The sequence below is a fragment of the Olsenella sp. kh2p3 genome, assembly GCA_900119625.1.
Lineage (GTDB): Bacteria > Actinomycetota > Coriobacteriia > Coriobacteriales > Atopobiaceae > Tractidigestivibacter.
This window is the reverse complement of sequence record FPKD01000001.1, coordinates 371,762-388,953: the sequence shown is the minus strand read 5'-3', so window position 1 is coordinate 388,953 and position 17,192 is coordinate 371,762. Positions and strand designations below refer to the sequence as shown.

The window sequence follows — 17,192 nt, the reverse complement described above, 5'->3', positions numbered from 1 at the left end:
CGAGCGGGCTCTTACCGGCCTCCGCCGGGGGGACGGCAGCGACCGCACGGCTACTCTGCTGGTCCCTCTCGCACGAGCCACGTACCTGCTCTTGCGCTGCCTTCTCTCTTTAGAAATCCCTTGTCTTTCAGTTGTGCCACGAGGCGCTCTGCGCTTCTCTGCGAGCATCCCATCTCTTGTGCGAGCGATGGGATAGTTCCGCGAGGGTTCCTCTTGAAGAAGTCAAGAGCGACGCTCGTCTCGGTCTGAGGCTTGCTCGCCGTTCTCGCAAACGGAAGCATGGCGTCGCGAATACACTCGAGCATGAGCTCCACAAAGATCTCGCTTGACCCCTCCACGTCGGATTGTGCGAGGGCAGCGTAGTAGTCTGCCTGCCGTCTTCTGATGGTGCTCTCAACGGGGAGCCAGGCTAGCACCGGCCTCCATCTGGAAAGGAGGAGGGTGTGCCAGAGCCTGCCCGTCCTGCCGTTTCCATCGGAGAAGGGATGGCAGAACTCGAACTCAAAGTGAAAGACGCAGGAGGCAAGAAGGGGATGCATGGACGTTGACCCCAGCCAGTCGAAGATGTCTTTCATTACCTGCGGCACATACTTTGCGGGCGTGCCCGTATGGATGAGATTTTCGCCGTCAAATACCCCCACATTGCCTGAGCGGAATCGACCGGCCTCGGGAACAAGCCCTTCCATCATGGTGCGGTGGGCAAGAAGAAGGTCATCGAGGGAGAGCGGATTGAGTTCTGGAATGAGGTCGTATGCGCGCTTGGCATTTTCCACCTCGAGGATGTCATGCTTATCGCCAAGAACGCGCCTGCCGTCGAGAATTGCGGTCACCGCTCCCTCGTCGAGCCCGTTTCCTTCGATGAGAAGCGAGGAATGGATGGTCTTAATCCTAAGCTCACGATGCAAGGTAGGGCTTTTCGCGAGCGGTGCCTGCGGGGAGAGGGAACCGACAAGCTCCGCAATCTCCATGCAGAGTGAATCGATGTTGTCGTTGCGCTCGAATGGCGGCTCGTACGGCATCCTTGCCTCCTCTTTACCGCCAAGATTATACCGCCAATGGCGGTAATCGTTGTGGCACGGTGTCGCCGGGTGCTACGCCGCTGCGCCCGGCGGTACTCGGTGCTTACCCTTGCGCGGAGAATAGCTCCTTTTCTTAATCGCCTGCCGCGTTTCCGCAGGTCGGCGATTTTCGTTTTAAGAAATGGAGCTAAACTCGGGCGAGAGTCCAACAAACTTGGTTACAAAGCTGGGTGCGGCTTCCGCTAACGCGGCACAACAACGTACAATGAAACGCACAAGTGTCGACCACACCCCAACGAAGGGATTTGCCATGGCTTGCTTTGTCGTACCCGCCGCCGAGGGCGCCGCTGTGAAGGTCATCGAGCAGAAGGCCAAGAAGAGCGGCGAGAACACCGAGGCATGCGCCCGCCGTGTCGAGCGTCTCGGCTGGCTCTCCAAGATGCTTTGGGGCGGCAGCGCCCTTCTCGCCTTTGAGCACGTCTGGCATGGCGAGGTCGTGCCGTTCTTCCCGTTCCTCTCCGCCATGGCCACGCCTGCGGACGCTGCGGCGATGCTTGGCGAGATGGCGACGACCGGCGTCGCGATGGCCGTCGTGGTGACCGCCGCCTGGGGTGGCCTGTGCGCCGTCGCGAACGCGATTGAGCAGCGCGCTGCCTCCGAGCAGGCCCCGGCGCTTGAGGTGTAGCCGATGACGCTTGCCATCACCGTCCTGGTAGCCGTCGCCTTCACGCTTGTGTGGTACTTGCGCCGCGACGACGACCTCTACCTGGGTCTGCCGTGCCTCATGTTCTGGGGCGCGTCGCTCATGTGGCTGGTCGACGCGGTGGCCGAGTATCTTCAGGAGGGCGTGGCCATCTTCCAGCCGTCTGGCGAGCAACTATCCAACGACGCGTTCCTCGGTGTTTGCGTGGTTGCTCTTGGGCTGGTCATCTGGGTTGTGACGCTTCTGGTGAAAGACCCGCGCGGCCGCGTGCGAGCGGCGGTGACACACCGGCAGCAGTAGCGCTGCCGAGAAGAACGTGGGACCCTGGCCCCGGCGGCATCTTGTCGCCGGGGCCTTTGCGTGGTGCGAGGTCCGTCTCGGCCAGCTGAACTCGCCGACCGCCTGCGCGGCCGCCGTCCCCGCCGCACTCGCCGTCCCCCGCCGACTGCCCCGAGGGGAACCTGCGGCTTAGTAGAAGTCGCGAGCGGGGCCTGTCGAGAAGGACCGCAGGTAGATGGCCCGGCCCTTCTCGGCGCACTGCTATTAACCCGCAAGTTTGGCCGGGGACGCCCCCAACGCCCCTTCGCGGGCTGCAACCTGTCTCGTGCCGCGGCCCGCTCCGATTCCCGAGCGGGGAAGCACCCTTCGCACCCACCGTCTACCGCGTCAAAAAGACCGTCTGCGAGAAAAGTGAACAGTTTGCCAAAGGCCCTTGAATTCCCTCTCGCACGTGCTTTAATAAGGTCAACCAAACAAAAAGTTTGGTAAGCAGACTTATTGTTTATGGTGCTAAGTCAGCAAGAACGTTGCTCGATGCGAGGAGGACCCAATGAAGGAACTCGACTACGACAAGATCAAGGAAGCGGCGAAGGCCTACAACGCGGACATGACCGCGTTCCTGCGCGCCATGATCTCCCACCCCAGCGAGTCCTGCGAGGAGGGCGACGTTGTGGCCTGCATCAAGGCCGAGATGGAGAAGCTCGGCTTTGACGAGGTCAAGGTCGACGGCCTCGGCAACGTGATGGGCTTCATGGGCACGGGCGACAAGATCATCGCCATCGACGGCCACATCGACACCGTGGGCATTGGCAACCGCGACAACTGGGACTTCGACCCCTACGAGGGCTTTGAGGACGACCAGCTCATCGGAGGCCGTGGCGGCTCCGACCAGGAGGGCGGCGTTGCCTCCGCTACCTACGCGGCCAAGATGATGAAGGACATGGACCTCATCCCCGAGGGCTACAAGATCATGGTCGTGGGCACCGTCCAGGAAGAGGACTGCGACGGCATGTGCTGGCAGTACATCTACAACGTCGATGGCATCAAGCCCGAGTTCGTCATCTCCACCGAGCCCACCGATGGCGGCATCTACCGTGGTCACCGCGGCCGCATGGAGATCCGCGTCGACGTGAAGGGCGTCTCTTGCCACGGCTCCGCGCCCGAGCGCGGCGACAACGCCATCTACAAGATGGCCGACATCATCAACGACGTCCGCGCCCTCAACAACAACGGCTGCGACGAGTCCACCTCCATCAAGGGCCTCGTCAAGATGCTCGACCCCAAGTACAACCCCGAGCACTACGAGGACGCCCGCTTCCTGGGCCGCGGCACCTGCACCGTCTCCCAGATCTTCTACACCAGCCCCTCGCGCTGCGCCGTGGCTGACTCCTGCGCCATCTCCATCGACCGCCGCATGACCGCCGGCGAGACCTACGAGTCCTGCCTCGAGGAGGTCCGCAACCTTCCCGCCGTCAAGAAGTACGGCGACGACGTGAAGGTCTCCATGTACATGTACGACCGTCCCAGCTGGACCGGCGAGGTCTACGAGACCGAGGCCTACTTCCCCACGTGGATCAACAAGGAGAGCGCGCCGCACGTCAAGGCACTGGTCGACGCCCACAAGGCCCTCTTTGGCGACAAGCGCATCGGCTGCGAGAAGTCCATGGACAAGCGTGAGGGCAGGCCTCTGTGCGACAAGTGGACCTTCTCCACGAACTGCGTCTCCATCCAGGGCCGCTATGGCATCCCCTGCGTTGGCTTTGGCCCCGGCGCCGAGTCCCAGGCGCACGCGCCCAACGAGGTCACCTACAAGCAGGACCTCTCCACCTGCGCCGCGCTCTACGTTGCGGCCGTGAACCTCTACGACCCCAGCCAGGCCACCGGCGACGCCACCGAGTTCCGCGCCAGCCTCACCGGCAACGACATCAAGTAGTTATCTGCGTCCCGGTCGCGGCGCACCGCTGCGACCGGGTCCTCTGCACGTAGACCCAGCGGTCACCGGGAAGACCCAGTCACGCGTATCAAAGAAAGGGAAACGAATGGACGCCACGTTCCAGAACTACCTCGACCAGCTCGAGAAGCTCGACTACTCCAAGATGTACAACAACGACTTCCTGCACACGTGGGATAAGACCACCGACGAGCTCCGCGCTCTTTACCTGGTCGCCGACGCCCTTCGCAACCTGCGCGAGCGCAACATCTCCACGCGCATCTTCGACTCCGGCCTTGCGGTCTCCAACTTCCGCGACAACTCCACCCGTACGCGCTTCTCGTTTGCCTCTGGCACCAACATGCTGGGCCTGCAGCTCCAGGACCTCGACGAGTCCAAGTCGCAGATCGCCCACGGCGAGACCGTGCGCGAGACCGCCACGATGATCAGCTTCATGGCTGATGTCATCGGCATCCGTGACGACAAGTTCATCGGCGAGGGCGACGCGTACATGAAGGAGGTCTCGGAGTCCGTGGCGCAGTCCTACGCCGACGGCATCCTCGACCACCGTCCCACGCTCGTCTCGCTGCAGTCCGACTCCGATCACCCCACGCAGTCTTCGGCCGACCTGCTCTACCTCATCAACGAGTTTGGTGGCCTTGATAACCTCAAGGGCAAGAAGGTTGCCGTCACCTGGGCCTACAGCCCCTCCTACGGCAAGCCGCTCTCCTGCCCGCAGTCGCTCATCATGCTGCTCACCCGCTTTGGCATGAACGTCACCCTGGCTCACCCCGAGGGCTACGATCTCATGCCCGAGCTGGTCAAGCAGGCCGGCGTCTACGCCCAGGAGTCTGGCGCCACGTTCACCCAGGCCCACTCCATGGAGGAGGCCTTCGAGGGCGCTGACATCGTGGTCCCCAAGAGCTGGGCTCCTTACGCGGCCATGGAGAAGCGCACCAAGCTCTACGCCGCCGGCGACTCCGAGGGCATCGACACCCTGGAGAAGGAGCTTCTCGCCCAGAACGCCACCCACATGGACTGGCACTGCACGCCCGAGCTCATGGCCAAGACCGCAAACGGCATGGACACCATCTACATGCACCCGCTGCCGGCCGACATCGAGGGCGTCTCCTGTGAGCACGGTGAGGTTGCGAACGAGGTCTTTGACCTCCACCGCGACGGTCTCTACAAGGAGGCCAGCTACAAGCCGTACGCCGTGGCGGCCATGATCTTCCTGCAGAAGGCCAAGGATCCCGTTGCCATGCTCAAGGAGCTCGAGCAGCGCGGCCGCAGCCGCTGGCTCGAGGCCTAAGTCGGGCATCGGGGCGACTGGCGCAGTACCCACAAGGGAACGCGCGGGCTGGTCGGGCCGAGCCTGTGAGCTCGGTTGGCCGGTCCGCGCTTTTTTTCACGCAAACGTAACTAGGGGAGAACGGAGAGGAACGCATGGGCAAGAGAATCGTCGTCGCACTGGGCGGCAATGCGTTGGGGAAGAACCTGCCAGAGCAGATGGCGGCCGTGAAGCACACGTCCAAGGCCATCGTTGACCTCATCGCCGAGGGTAACGAGGTCATCGTGGCGCACGGCAACGGACCGCAGGTGGGCATGATCCAGGAGGCCATGACCCAGCTCACGCGCTCTAATCCCGAGAAGTACATCCCCTGCCCGCTCTCGGTTTGCGTTGCCATGAGCCAGGGCTACATTGGCTACGACCTCCAGAACGCCATCCGCGAGGAGCTGGCCAACCGCGACATCCACCACGGCGTGACCACGGTGCTCACGCAGGTCGAGGTAGACCCCAACGATCCTGCCTTCGAGAACCCCACCAAGCCCATTGGTGCCTTCATGACCAAGGAGGAGGCCGACCGCATGGTGGCCGAGCGCGGCTACACGGTGGTCGAGGACTCCGGCCGCGGCTGGCGTCGCGTGGTCGCAAGCCCCAAGCCCCAGGCCATCGTCGAGCTTGACACCATCCGCTCGCTGGTCGAAGCCGACCACGTGGTCATTGCCTGCGGTGGCGGCGGCATCCCCGTCTACCACACCGAGGGCCACCACCTGAAGGGCGCTGCTGCCGTCATCGACAAGGACTTTGCCGCAGCCCGCCTTGCCGAGCAGCTTGATGCCGATGCGCTTGTCATCCTCACGGCCGTCGAGAAGGTCGCCATCCACTTTGGCAAGCCCGACCAGACCGAGCTTGACGAGCTCACGCCCGAGACCGCCCAGCGCTATATTGACGCGGGCGAGTTTGCGCCCGGCTCGATGCTGCCCAAGGTCCAGGCGGCGCTGCAGTTTGCACAGTCCGGCTCCGGACGTATGTCGCTCATCACCGAGCTCGACCGTGCGGCGGACGGTATTGCCGGCAAGACTGGTACCATCGTCCGTGGGTAGCATGTAGACATCGCAACGGCAATGCGCACGAGGTGAGGGCCATGGAACCACGGGTATTCTCGTTCCTCATTGATGAGGATGGCGGGCGCTTCTTTGGCCCGGGTCCCATGGCCCTGCTCGCTGGCGTTCGCGAGACAGGCAGCCTCTCTGCCTCCGCCAAGGCCATGGGCATGAGCTACACCAAGGCCATGCGCATCCTGCACGATGCCGAGCATGCCCTGGGATTCCCGCTTACCGTGCGCTCAATTGGCGGCGAGAAGGGTGGGAGCTCGAGCCTCACGCCCGAGGGAGAGGACTTTCTCCATCGCTACGAGGCGTGGCGCCAAGGGGTCACCACTGCCGCAAACGCGGGATTCTCGGCAGCGTTTGCAGGCGTTGGCGGCGTGTCCCGCCTGGGCTGTGTGGTTATGGCAAACGGCGAAGCCACGCGCTTTGGCAGGCAGAAGCTCGTGGAGCCGCTGCGTGGCCGCGCGGTGGTCTCGCACACGCTTGACGCCCTGGTGTCGCAGCGTCTGGACGTGGTGGTCTCCACAAGGTGGGAGCGTGTGCGGGCGGTGTGCGAGGCCAGACATGTGGCCTGTGCGGAGCCTGCGGGGGCGCTCCAGAGCCAGACCGTCCATGCAGGTGTCAAGGCGCTGGGCAAGCGCGCGGGCTACCTCTTTGTGCAGGGCGACCAGCCGCTGCTTTCCAGTGCGAGCGCGGAGGCCCTGCTCGACGAGTTTGCCGCACATCCTGACTGTGTGGCGCGCCTTTCATGGCAGGGCAAGCCGGGTAGCCCCGTGATCTTTCCGGGCTACCTGGCAGACGCGCTTCTCGGCCTTGAGGGAGATGTGGGCGGAGGCGAGCTGCTGCGCAGGAACCCAGACCTGGCCTCTGCTACCAGGCTCGTTGAGGCACGCTACCCGGCAGAGCTGGATGACATTGACACCCCGTCTGACCTCGAGCGGGTTGCCAGCGAGCTGGTGGCTGTGCGCGAGGCCATGGAATCCGGGCAGGACATATGGCCCGCTGCGGGCGAGAAGGACGGCGCCCCAGGCGAGCTGAGCTCTTCTCTGTAAGGGGATGGTTGTATGGTCGCACAGGCACGCAAGGTCCTGAGGCACGGCCAGCTGGTCACGCCAAAGGGAGTCTTTCTCGGCGACGTGGTCATCGAGGGCGACAAGATCGCGGACGTTGTTCCTGGTGGCGTCGACGAGGCGCAGCTTGCGGACGCTGAGGTCTTCGATGCCACGGGCTGCTGGGTCTACCCGGGCTTCATTGACGCCCATACCCACATGCAGTGCTGGACGGGCATGGACTGGACGGCAGACAGCTTCGAGACGGGCACGCGCGCGGCCGCCTGCGGTGGCACGACCACCATCGTGGACTACGCCACCCAGGACAGGGGCATGACACTTCACCAGGCGCTCGACGAGTGGCACAAGCGCGCCGACGGCACCTGCACGGCGAACTACGCCTTCCACATGGCCATCGCCGACTGGAACGACCACACGCGCGAGGAGATCGCGGACATGCGCGATGCCGGCGTCACCTCGTTCAAGACCTACTTCGCCTACGATCACCTGCGTCTGGACGACGCCCAGACCATGGAGGTGCTCGAGGCGATAAAGCCGTTCGACGGCATCCTCTGCGTGCATTGCGAGAATGGCACCCTGGTAAACGAGCTGCAGCGCAGGATGCTCGCCAAGGGCATCACGGGTCCCGAGGGCCATGCGCTGAGCCGCCCGGCCGAGTGCGAGGCCGAGGCCATCAGCCGCCTCATGTACCTCTCGGAGCTTACGGGCGCCCGCGTGAACGTGGTGCACTGCTCGACCTGGCTTGGCCTCGAGCAGGTTCGTGCCGCCCGCGAGCGGGGCGTGCGCGTCTCGCTGGAGACCTGCCCGCAGTACCTGCTGCTGGACGACACGCGCTACCTCGAGCAGGGCGAGGACGGCTTTGCCGGCGCCAAGTACGTGATGAGCCCGCCCCTGCGCAAGCCTGAGGACATCGCGTCGCTGCGCGAGGCCGTGGAGGACGGCGAGGTCGACCAGATCTCGACCGACCACTGCTCGTTCAACCTGCACGGCCAGAAGGACTGCGGCCGCGGCGACTTCACCAAGATCCCCAACGGCGGTCCGGGTGTGGAGCACAGGCCGGCCCTCATCATGACCACCTTCGAGGGTCGGCTCGGGCCCATGGACTACCTGCACCTGCTCTCCGAGGGCCAGGCGCGCGTGTTTGGCATGTACCCGCGCAAGGGTGCGCTTGCCGCCGGCTCCGACGCGGACATCTGCGTGTGGGATCCCGCGGCTCGCTGGACCATTAGCGCGGCCAACCAGCACCAGGCCGTCGACTACACCACCTACGAGGGCTTCGAGGCACATGGACGCGCCAAGCTCGTCTTTGTGAACGGCACGCTGACCGTGCGCGACGGGGAGCCCACGGGCGAGAAGCCCGGGCGCTACGTGGCCCGCTAGAGACGCGCGCCGATGCGGGCGCGATTGCCGCGGGCGTCTCGTCCCCCTGTTCTCTCATCCATTGGCCGTCCGCGTGAGCGGGCAAGAAGTGAAGGAGTTTCTCATGAGCAAGACCGCAATCGTCACCGACAAGGCTCCCAAGGCGCTTGGCCCCTACTCTGCCGGCGTTGTGTCCAACGGGTCCATCAACGTGTCCGGCCAGCTGGGCATCGATCCTGCCACCGGCAAGCTCGCCGGCGATGACATCCAGAGCCAGACCCGCCAGAGCCTGACCAACCTGAAGAACATCCTCGAGGCCGCCGGCGCCTCCATGGCCGACGTGGTCGAGACCACCGTCCTTCTCGCAGACATCAACGAGTTTGGCGCCATGAACGAGATCTACGCCGAGTTCTTTGAGGCCCCGTATCCCGCGCGTGCGGCGTTCCAGGTGGCTGCGCTCCCCGGTGGCGGCAAGGTCGAGATCAAGGCCGTCGCAAGGGTGTAGGTCTGGTCCGTTCAGTAGTATTGCCCCCCAAGGCGGGCGGTGCTGGCTGGTGCTGGCGCCGCCCGTTTTTCTCGGCGTGTGGGACGGCTTTGAATCGCGGAAAGTGACAACAAGAATCGCGAAATCCGACAACATAGCAGCTAGAGAGCACTTCTGCTGAGCAGAGCTATTATCGAGATGTTTCGAGGTTCTCTAGGCGATACTCCGCGGCATTTGTTAGGGGAGGCCATTGTGGATGCCATTGCGTTTGAGCAGATGAGGCAGGGGCACGCGCTCATGGCTGCGTGCTGTGCCCTGTATCTTGCCTGGTGGGCCATCTTCTTCTGGCCCAAGGTGAGCGGCGGCTCTGCGCACGGGGCGTTGAGGACCATCGGCATCGTGGCCATTCTCGGCGCGGTGGCATGCGGCTTGCTTGGGGCCACGCGCATCTGCGGAGGAGCGGCCGAGCTTGCGCCCACGAGGGTTGTGGTTGGGTGCCTGGTTGGTGCCGTTATTCTCTACCTGGTGCTTCTCGGCGTCACACAGCGCGTGTTCCAGCGGCAACCCACTACCGAGCTGGTGCTCTTTGTGGCGTGGCTTGGCATGGAAGCCTGCTGCGCGCTGGCGCTTGGGGGCGCGGGTCAGACCGGCGTGTCGGCGCTGGTAGCGGCGCTTGCCGTGGTGGGTTTTGTCGTGAGCCTGGTGTGCTACGTGCTCTACTACCGGCTCGAGCCGCTGCCGTCGTTTGTCGACGGGTGCGTGCCGCTGGCGCTCATCGGCGTCGTGAGCGTTGTGATTGTGTGCTGTCTGCCCGCTGGGGCGTAGGCCCTATTGGGCCCCGCTGGCTTTACGGCAGGGCTTCCCGCTGCGTCCGAAACGCCCCCTCGCTCCGCCCCTCTCTTGGCAAACCTGCGACTTAATAGCACCCTCCGTAAAGGCCGCAAGCCGTCTACCTGCGGACTCTCTCAGCGACGCACGAGGCTAACTGCTATTAAGCCGCGGGTTTCTGGGAGACCAGGGCCGAGAAGCCCCCGCACCGAGAAGAGCTTGCGGGCCGAGAAGCCCCGCGTCGAGAAGCGCCCGCGGAACCGGCCTCGCGCTACACTCGCTCCAGGCAGTGCTCGCGCACGGAGCCGGCAGCGACGGGCGTCTCGTCCCCGTACGCGCGCAGCTCGGCGGCAAACCGCACGGCAAGCTCAATGCCGGCCTGGTCATCGGCCTGGTTCACCACGATGTCGTCCGCGCGCACCACGCCAGCCGCGTGCTCTGCAGCAACAAAGCGCGCGTACAGCTCGGGCGTGCACTCGTCGCTCGCGGAGCAGCCCACGGCCGCGCACATGAGCTCCGGCCGATGCACAACTTCGCCCACGCGTCCACCAAAGCCAGACGCCCCCACCACCTGGATGGTCTGGCTGCTCTCGGCGGGGATCACGGGCTCGTGTGCAGCGTGTGCCTTGTGGGGCAGCCTGCGTGCGCCATCTGCCTCGACAAGCACGCGGTCGGCAAGCACGGCGAGCGTGCCAAAGCCAAGCGACGGCGCGCACAGCTTTCCGGCAGCTCCCTCTGCGCCCGGAGCACGGGTCCCCACGCAGACCACGCGGGTGTACCAGAGCGCCTGCTCCACGTCGAGCTCCGTGGGATCAAGCAGGAGCGGGCAGCCCTCAGGCGCCAGCATATGCGTGGACGTGGCGATGACCACGGTGCATCCCAGCTCGCGCGCCAGCTCATTCACGAGGGTCGACTTGCCCCCGCTGCCGACCACTGATAGAACGCCGCTATCCGTTCGCAGCAAATCCGCAAGATTCATGAGGAACCCTTACAAAAAGTCATATGCTCTAGTGAGACAGAGGGAGTTTCCCTTGTCCCATAGCATACCGGATGAGACAAAGGGACTGTCCTTTTGTCTCATTTCGGCCCAACGTTATACACTTGTGTGGTTAACGCCCGACGTCGTCTGACATCAGTCGCAGCGCTCCGCCGGCAAACAGATTGGAGTCACCATGAAGATCGATGCACGCAACCTCACCTGCCCCAAGCCCGTCGTGCTCACGCTGGAGGCTTTGCCCAAGCTCGCAGCCGGCGAGTCTCTCGAGGTCGTTGTCAACGACTCTGTTGCCCTGGGTAACCTCACGCGTCTGGCGGCTGAGAAGAACTGCGACCTCACTACCACCGCATCTGGTGACGAGACCACCCTTACCCTCACCCCGCGCGGTGAGGTGAGCGCTTCCGAGAATGCCGCCTCCGAGGCTCAGGCCTTCTGCGACCTGCCCGCCACCGGCGCCTCCGTCATTGCCGTGGACACCGACACCATGGGTCGCGGTGACGAGAAGCTCGGCCACATCCTCATGAAGGGCCTCATCTACGCACTGGCGCACGGCGAGTCCGTCCCCAAGAAGATGATCTTTTTCAACGGCGGCGCGCACCTTACCTGCGAGGGCTCGGAGTCGCTCGAGGACATCAAGGAGCTTGAGAGCCGCGGCACTACAATCCTCACCTGCGGCACCTGCCTCGACTTCTATGGCATCCGTGAGAAGCTCGCCGTGGGTGGCGTGACCAACCTGTACGAGATTGCCAAGGTCATGGCCGGCGAGCCGGGCGTCACCACGCTGTAGCGACAAGGCCTGCACCATGATCTACCTCAACTGCGCCGCCACGTCGTACCAGCGTCCCGAGTGCGTGATTGACGCCGTCGCGGACGCCCTGCGCACCTTTGGCTCGTGCGGCCGCGGCGTCCACGAATCCGAGCTTGCCGCAGCCCGCTCCATTGCCGTTGCGCGGGAGCGGGTCTCGGCGCTTCTCGGCTTTGGCCACCCCGAGCGGCTGGTCTTTGCCGCCAACGCCACCGAGGCGCTCAACATGGCCATCCTGGGCACGGTGCCCGACGGCGGGCGCGTGGTGGCAACGGACTGGGACCACAACTCCATCCTGCGGCCGCTCTATCGTCTGCGGGACGAGAGGGGCGTGACGCTCAGCTTCGCGCCAGCGGACCGCCGCGGCGTGCTGGACGTAGATGCCCTGGTAAACGCCATCGTTCCTGGCACGAGCCTCGTGTGCCTCACGCATGCCTCGAACCTCACGGGCAACGTCCTCTCACGCGAGGAGCTGGTGCGCGTGGTCAAGGCGGCGCATGGCGTGGGGGCGCCGGTGCTTCTCGACTGCGCGCAGACGGCGGGTGCTCGCCCCATCTGCATGGACGAGCTGGGCATTGACCTCGTGGCCTTCACGGGGCACAAGGCCCTCATGGGGCCGCAGGGCACGGGCGGCCTAGCCGTGGCGTCAGGCGTGGACGTTCACCCGGTGCTGCGCGGCGGCACGGGCGTGCTCTCCTTCGAGGAGGGCCAGCCCGCGGGCTACCCCGAGCACCTGGAGGCTGGCACGCTCAACGGCCATGGCATTGCTGGCCTCTCGGCTGCGGCGGCATGGATTGCCGAGAAGGGCCTCAACACCATCCACGCCCACGACCTCGCGCTCGTGAGGCGCTTCGTGACGGGTGCGCGCCGCGCGGGCGCCACGGTCTATGGCGACTTCCCGGCAACGGAGGAGGGGCTTCTCGACCCCGGCTTTGACCACGCGCCGGTTGTGAGCGTGAACCTGCCTAGCTGGGACTCTTCCGAGGTCGCAGACGCCCTCGGCCACGACTACGACATCGCCGTGCGCGCGGGCGGCCATTGCGCGCCGCGCATGCATCGGGCGCTGGGTACGCAGGACACGGGCGTCGTGCGCTTCTCGTTTGGGTGCTTTACCACTGAGAAGGACGTGGATGTGGCGCTTTCCGCCCTTGCTGAGCTGTCCGCAGAGGGGGAGGGCGACGACGATGCCACGTCATAGGCGCGAGCCACGCGTTGTTGCGTCGTTTGACTCGACGCACGAGGCGCTGGCCTGCGAGGCTGCCTGCAAGGAGGCGGGCGTCGCGGGAAGGATTATCCCAACGCCCGTGAGCATCCGCGCGGACTGCGGGCTTGCCTGGTCCATGCCGCCTGAGGCGCGCGGCGACTTCGAGCGGCTCGCAAAGGGCCGCTTTACCTGTGCCGGATTATACGAGCTAGAACTCTAGGGGCGTCTGCTCCTAGTTGGACGGAGGGGGAGACATGCTGGTTGTTGTGAGAGGGGCGGGAGATATTGCCTCGGGCATTGCCGTGAGGCTCCACCGCTCGGGAGCGTCCATCGTGATGCTGGACGTGGCGGTGCCAACCTCGGTGCGCCGCACCGTGTGCTTCTCGGAGGCCGTGCGTCTTGGCGAGGCCGAGGTCGAGGGCATCCGCGCGGTGCGCTGCGAGAGCGCGTCCGAGGCGGCCGAGGTCGCGGCCACAGGTACCATCGCCGTGCTGGTGGACCCCAAGGGGGAGAGCATCCCCAAGCTTGCGCCCGAGGCAGTTATCGACGCAATTCTCGCCAAAGAGAACCTGGGGACCACCAAGGACATGGCGCCCGTGGTCATTGGCGTGGGTCCGGGCTTCCATGCGGGCGAGAACTCCAGCGCGGACTGCCATGCCGCCATCGAGACCAAGCGCGGCCACTACCTGGGGCGCGTTATCTACGACGGCTCGCCCATCCCCAACACCGGCGTGCCGGGAAACATTGGTGGCTACACCACCGAACGCGTGCTGCGCGCACCGGCAGACGGCCCCTTCGAGCCCATCGCAAAGATTGGTGACCAGGTCAAGAAGGGCGACCTTTTGGCCAAGGTCTCTGGCGAGCCCCTCTACGCAACCATCGACGGCGTGCTGCGCGGCCTGCTGCAGGAGGGCTGCCCTGTCACCAAGGGCATGAAGTCCGGAGACATCGACCCGCGCTGCAAGGTGGGGCACTGCTTCAGTGTCTCCGACAAGGCGCGCGCCGTAGGAGGCGGCGTCCTTGAGGCGCTGCTGCACTTCTCGCACAGGCTGGAGGGATAGCAATGGCCGAGAACAACGTGGCATCCGCTGGTGGCAGCGACGTCAAGCTCACCAAGCTTGCCGAGTGCGCCGGCTGCGGTGCCAAGGTGGGTGCGGGCGAGCTTGCCAAGCTCCTCAAGGACATCAAGGTCCAGCGCGACCCCAACCTCCTGGTTGGGTTTGACAAGTCGGATGACGCGGCGGTCTACCGCGTGACGGATGACGTGGCCATTGTGGAGACGGTCGACTTCTTCCCGCCCATCGCCGATGACCCCTACACCTACGGCGCCATTGCCGCCACCAACGCGCTCTCGGACGTCTATGCCATGGGCGGCGAGCCCAAGGTGGCGCTCAACGTGATGGCCGTGCCCGAGGACATGCCCTCCGACGTTGTTCACGAGATTCTGCGCGGCGGCTATGAGAAGGTCTACGAGGCCGGCGCCTCCATCGTGGGTGGGCATAGCATTTACGACGAGGAGCCCAAGTACGGCCTGGCGGTCACGGGTTTTGTGGACCCGCACCGCATGCTCACCAACTCGGGTGCGCGCCCAGGTGACGTCCTTGTGCTTACCAAGGCGCTCGGCGTGGGCGTCATTACCACTGCCGAGAAGGGCGGCCTAGCAGACCCCGCGGACGTCGCGGCGGCGGAGCGCCAGATGATGTGCCTCAACCGCTGGGCTCGTGACGTGATCGTGCGCCACGACGTCCATGCGACCACCGACGTCACAGGCTTTGGCCTCATGGGCCATTCGCTGGAGATGGCCCAAGGCGCAGACGTTCGTGTGGTGATTGACGCCGGTGCGCCGGCGCTTCTCGCCCACGCGCGCGACTGGGCGCGTCTGGGCATCCTGCCTGCGGGAATGTATCGCAACCGCCACTTTGCCGAGGCATCCGTGGATGCGGCGGGCGTGCCGCAGGACCTTGCGGACCTCCTCTTCTGCCCGGAGACCTCGGGTGGCCTTCTGGTCTCCGTTGCGGCGGACGATGCGGACTCGCTGCTTGCGGACCTTCTCGCTGACGGGCGCGTTCCGGACGCGCGCGTGATGGGCCGTGTGGAGGCCTATGACGGCGGCCCGCGCATCCGGCTGAGTTACGCTGGGTAGAAGCGTCGGGGACATCTCATGAGAATTCAAACGAATGGCAGGTAGAACCCTATGACAGACTCGCATGAGACCCTGCGTGACATCGCGTTTGTGGGGCGCCTCTTGAGGGAGGCCAAGGAGGGGCGCGCGTTCGCCCTCGCGAGCATCCTCGCCACGCGTGGCTCCATGCCGCGTGGCGCGAGCGCGCGCATGGCGCTTCTCGCCGATGGAACCTGGCTTGGCACCATCGGCGGTGGCCGCATCGAGCAGCAGATGCAGGAGAGGTGCCAGCGCGTGCTGGCAGGCGAGGAGCCCAACCAGCTGGAGTGGATGACGCACGCCAAGACCGCCATGGCCTGCGGCGGCGACGCCCTGGTGGGCGTGAATCTGTGGGAGCCTGCGTTCGCCAAGGACGTGCTGGGCGGGCTTCTGGAGCACCTGCGCTCCGACAGGCCCTTCGTGATTACAGAGAACTGGGCGGACCCCGCGTCCGTCACCGTTGGGCTTTCCTACCTCGACGAGCTGCCACAGGGAGACCCGCGCGCCGCCACAGAGACGACCCTCTGGGACGAGGAGGCCAAGACCTACGCCGAGCCGGCCGGTCCGGACCCCATCGCCTACATCTTTGGTGGCGGCCACGTTGGACGCGCCCTCACGCCGGTGCTCGCGAGCGTGGGCTTTCGCGTTGTGGTCTTCGACGACCGGGAGGGCGTCGCAGTCTCAGGCGACTTCCCGGCGGCAGAGCGCGTAGTGCTCGGCGACTTCACGAAGCTCTCCGAGAAGGTGCAGGTGACCTCGCGTGACTACGCGGTGGTGACCACGCACGGGCACGCCTGGGACATCGACGTGCTCGAGCAGGTTGCGCGCGTGCACCCCGCCTATGTGGGCTGCATTGGCAGTAGGGGTAAGGCGGCCCTTGCCCGCAAGACTCTGAAGGAGCGCGGCGTTGATCCCACGTGGGTCGACGAGGGCATCCGCCTGCCCATTGGTGACCCCATCCTCGCGGTGACGCCCCCCGAGATCGCCATCTCGATTGCGGCGGAGATGATCCGCTGCCGCGCGGAGCTGCGCCCCGTTTCCGAGAGGCCGCACCAGCACTAGGGGGCAATGAGACAAAGCAATGAGACAAAGGGACAGTCCCTTTGTCTCATAGGCCCCACGGCTACAATAGCTTGCAGCAAATGCCTATGCCTGGGGAGCGACCATGCACATACGTCCAGCAACGCCGACGGACCTTGAGGACGTTCTTGCGGTCTACAGGAGCGCACGCGCGTTCATGCGAGAGGCTGGCAACCCCAACCAATGGGGTGATAGCTTTCCACCGCGCGAGCTGGTGGAGCAGGACATCGCTACGGGCGTCCTGCGCGCCTGTGTGGACGAGTGCGATGACGTTCTCGGCTGCTTTGCGTTCCTTCCTGGCCCGGAGCCCGACTACGCGCGCATCTACGAGGGATCCTGGCCAAATGACGAGCCCTATGACCTGGTGCACCGCTTTGCCGTCCTGCGCCAGGGACAGGGTGTTGGCGGCGCCATGCTCGACTGGGCGTTGAGGAACGGACGCAACCTTCGTGTGGACACGCATCGCGACAACAAGCCCATGCAGGGCCTTCTCGCCAGCAGGGGGTTCTCGTACTGCGGCGTCATCAAGCTTGGCCGCGACGGCGACGAGCGCCTGGCCTACACGCACGTGTGACCAGCGACTGGCAGCGGGGTCGAGTTCCTCTCCTCCGTTCTTTAGCAGTTTTTGAGAAGTTGGCCCAACATTTCCGCAGGTCACGAGAGCAGCCGTTCTCAGATTCCGATGAAGAACGAGGGTGTCTAGGACAGCGATTGGCAGTAGGCAACGGCATCCATGACGCGCTATTTCGCCGGTTAGGAAATTTCCGAACGTTTAGGCCGTCTTAAACGGCGAAATCCCGCGTCATCGCTGGGATGCCGCGAATCCCGAACGTTTAACCCCTCTTAAACGGCGAGATCTCGCGTTATCGCTGGAGTGCC

18 protein-coding genes are annotated in these 17,192 nt (G+C 64.9%); 16 read left to right on the top strand and 2 right to left on the bottom strand.

The annotated features are described in order from the left end of the window. Nucleotides 1-50: 50 nt before the first annotated feature. Nucleotides 51-1,019, bottom strand: coding sequence for a Fic family protein (locus tag BT122_RS01725; RefSeq protein ID WP_072354342.1), 969 nt, complete (start codon nt 1,017-1,019; stop codon nt 51-53). A gap of 310 nt (nt 1,020-1,329) precedes the next feature. On the opposite strand from BT122_RS01725, the gene BT122_RS01720 reads away from it, so the two are divergent. The 9 genes from BT122_RS01720 to BT122_RS01680 all read left to right on the top strand — a co-directional run bounded on the left by BT122_RS01720 (nt 1,330) and on the right by BT122_RS01680 (nt 10,063). Then, nucleotides 1,330-1,704: a hypothetical protein gene (locus BT122_RS01720; RefSeq protein ID WP_059053099.1), complete on the top strand. Its 375-nt coding sequence runs from the start codon at nt 1,330-1,332 to the stop codon at nt 1,702-1,704. Nucleotides 1,705-1,707: 3 nt separating this feature from the next. Next, complete coding sequence (locus tag BT122_RS01715) at nt 1,708-2,022, top strand: hypothetical protein (RefSeq protein ID WP_072354341.1); 315 nt, start codon at nt 1,708-1,710, stop codon at nt 2,020-2,022. A 529-nt stretch (nt 2,023-2,551) separates the two neighbouring features. Further along, complete coding sequence (locus BT122_RS01710) at nt 2,552-3,934, top strand: YgeY family selenium metabolism-linked hydrolase (RefSeq protein ID WP_059053112.1); 1,383 nt, start codon at nt 2,552-2,554, stop codon at nt 3,932-3,934. Nucleotides 3,935-4,040: 106 nt separating this feature from the next. Next, complete coding sequence (gene ygeW / locus BT122_RS01705) at nt 4,041-5,243, top strand: knotted carbamoyltransferase YgeW (protein WP_072354340.1); 1,203 nt, start codon at nt 4,041-4,043, stop codon at nt 5,241-5,243. A 134-nt stretch (nt 5,244-5,377) separates the two neighbouring features. Further along, a complete protein-coding gene (gene arcC, locus BT122_RS01700; RefSeq protein WP_072354339.1) occupies nt 5,378-6,319 on the top strand; it encodes a carbamate kinase in 942 nt (313 codons plus the stop codon). 41 nt (nt 6,320-6,360) lie between these two features. Then, nucleotides 6,361-7,377 (top strand): NTP transferase domain-containing protein, encoded by a 1,017-nt coding sequence (locus BT122_RS01695; RefSeq protein ID WP_072354338.1) that lies wholly within the window; start codon nt 6,361-6,363, stop codon nt 7,375-7,377. Nucleotides 7,378-7,389: 12 nt separating this feature from the next. After that, on the top strand, nt 7,390-8,775 hold the full coding sequence (hydA, locus tag BT122_RS01690) for a dihydropyrimidinase (RefSeq protein WP_072354337.1): 1,386 nt from the start codon (nt 7,390-7,392) through the stop codon (nt 8,773-8,775). A gap of 103 nt (nt 8,776-8,878) precedes the next feature. Beyond that, nucleotides 8,879-9,259: a RidA family protein gene (locus BT122_RS01685; protein WP_072354336.1), complete on the top strand. Its 381-nt coding sequence runs from the start codon at nt 8,879-8,881 to the stop codon at nt 9,257-9,259. A 231-nt stretch (nt 9,260-9,490) separates the two neighbouring features. Then, on the top strand, nt 9,491-10,063 hold the full coding sequence (locus tag BT122_RS01680; RefSeq protein ID WP_083432254.1) for a hypothetical protein: 573 nt from the start codon (nt 9,491-9,493) through the stop codon (nt 10,061-10,063). Between the two features lie 274 nt (nt 10,064-10,337). Here BT122_RS01680 and yqeC read toward each other — a convergent pair whose 3' ends face one another. Continuing rightward, entirely contained in the window at nt 10,338-11,045 is a 708-nt protein-coding gene (gene yqeC / locus BT122_RS01675; protein ID WP_072354335.1) for a selenium cofactor biosynthesis protein YqeC, read from the bottom strand. A gap of 193 nt (nt 11,046-11,238) precedes the next feature. Here yqeC and yedF point away from each other — a divergent pair, with 193 nt between their 5' ends. The 7 genes from yedF (at nt 11,239) to BT122_RS01640 (ending at nt 16,887) form a co-directional block, all read left to right on the top strand. Then, on the top strand, nt 11,239-11,850 hold the full coding sequence (gene yedF / locus BT122_RS01670; RefSeq protein ID WP_072354334.1) for a sulfurtransferase-like selenium metabolism protein YedF: 612 nt from the start codon (nt 11,239-11,241) through the stop codon (nt 11,848-11,850). A 16-nt stretch (nt 11,851-11,866) separates the two neighbouring features. Next, nucleotides 11,867-13,066 carry an aminotransferase class V-fold PLP-dependent enzyme gene (locus tag BT122_RS01665; RefSeq protein ID WP_072354333.1) on the top strand — a complete coding sequence of 400 codons (1,200 nt, stop codon included), beginning with the start codon at nt 11,867-11,869 and terminating at the stop codon, nt 13,064-13,066. After that, entirely contained in the window at nt 13,053-13,292 is a 240-nt protein-coding gene (locus tag BT122_RS01660; protein WP_072354332.1) for a putative Se/S carrier protein, read from the top strand. Before BT122_RS01665 ends, BT122_RS01660 begins: the two co-directional genes overlap by 14 nt. 34 nt (nt 13,293-13,326) lie before the next feature. After that, nucleotides 13,327-14,133, top strand: a complete 807-nt coding sequence (gene yqeB / locus BT122_RS01655; RefSeq protein WP_072354331.1) for a selenium-dependent molybdenum cofactor biosynthesis protein YqeB — start codon at nt 13,327-13,329, stop codon at nt 14,131-14,133. 2 nt (nt 14,134-14,135) lie between these two features. Further along, nucleotides 14,136-15,215 (top strand): selenide, water dikinase SelD, encoded by a 1,080-nt coding sequence (gene selD / locus BT122_RS01650; RefSeq protein WP_072354330.1) that lies wholly within the window; start codon nt 14,136-14,138, stop codon nt 15,213-15,215. A gap of 51 nt (nt 15,216-15,266) precedes the next feature. Next, a complete protein-coding gene (locus tag BT122_RS01645) occupies nt 15,267-16,295 on the top strand; it encodes an XdhC family protein (protein WP_072354329.1) in 1,029 nt (342 codons plus the stop codon). Between the two features lie 103 nt (nt 16,296-16,398). After that, nucleotides 16,399-16,887, top strand: a complete 489-nt coding sequence (locus BT122_RS01640) for a GNAT family N-acetyltransferase (RefSeq protein WP_072354328.1) — start codon at nt 16,399-16,401, stop codon at nt 16,885-16,887. Nucleotides 16,888-17,192: the final 305 nt, after the last annotated feature.

Excerpts from the sequence above, each read along its gene's own strand:
- BT122_RS01725 (WP_072354342.1), bottom strand. The coding sequence starts at position 1,019 with ATGCCGTACGAGCCGCCATTCGAGCGCAACGACAACATCGATTCACTC.
- BT122_RS01720 (WP_059053099.1), top strand. The coding sequence starts at position 1,330 with ATGGCTTGCTTTGTCGTACCCGCCGCCGAGGGCGCCGCTGTGAAGGTC.
- BT122_RS01715 (WP_072354341.1), top strand. The coding sequence starts at position 1,708 with ATGACGCTTGCCATCACCGTCCTGGTAGCCGTCGCCTTCACGCTTGTG.
- BT122_RS01710 (WP_059053112.1), top strand. The coding sequence starts at position 2,552 with ATGAAGGAACTCGACTACGACAAGATCAAGGAAGCGGCGAAGGCCTAC.
- ygeW (WP_072354340.1), top strand. The coding sequence starts at position 4,041 with ATGGACGCCACGTTCCAGAACTACCTCGACCAGCTCGAGAAGCTCGAC.
- arcC (WP_072354339.1), top strand. The coding sequence starts at position 5,378 with ATGGGCAAGAGAATCGTCGTCGCACTGGGCGGCAATGCGTTGGGGAAG.
- BT122_RS01695 (WP_072354338.1), top strand. The coding sequence starts at position 6,361 with ATGGAACCACGGGTATTCTCGTTCCTCATTGATGAGGATGGCGGGCGC.
- hydA (WP_072354337.1), top strand. The coding sequence starts at position 7,390 with ATGGTCGCACAGGCACGCAAGGTCCTGAGGCACGGCCAGCTGGTCACG.
- BT122_RS01685 (WP_072354336.1), top strand. The coding sequence starts at position 8,879 with ATGAGCAAGACCGCAATCGTCACCGACAAGGCTCCCAAGGCGCTTGGC.
- yqeC (WP_072354335.1), bottom strand. The coding sequence starts at position 11,045 with ATGAATCTTGCGGATTTGCTGCGAACGGATAGCGGCGTTCTATCAGTG.
- yedF (WP_072354334.1), top strand. The coding sequence starts at position 11,239 with ATGAAGATCGATGCACGCAACCTCACCTGCCCCAAGCCCGTCGTGCTC.
- BT122_RS01665 (WP_072354333.1), top strand. The coding sequence starts at position 11,867 with ATGATCTACCTCAACTGCGCCGCCACGTCGTACCAGCGTCCCGAGTGC.
- BT122_RS01660 (WP_072354332.1), top strand. The coding sequence starts at position 13,053 with ATGCCACGTCATAGGCGCGAGCCACGCGTTGTTGCGTCGTTTGACTCG.
- yqeB (WP_072354331.1), top strand. The coding sequence starts at position 13,327 with ATGCTGGTTGTTGTGAGAGGGGCGGGAGATATTGCCTCGGGCATTGCC.
- selD (WP_072354330.1), top strand. The coding sequence starts at position 14,136 with ATGGCCGAGAACAACGTGGCATCCGCTGGTGGCAGCGACGTCAAGCTC.
- BT122_RS01645 (WP_072354329.1), top strand. The coding sequence starts at position 15,267 with ATGACAGACTCGCATGAGACCCTGCGTGACATCGCGTTTGTGGGGCGC.
- BT122_RS01640 (WP_072354328.1), top strand. The coding sequence starts at position 16,399 with ATGCACATACGTCCAGCAACGCCGACGGACCTTGAGGACGTTCTTGCG.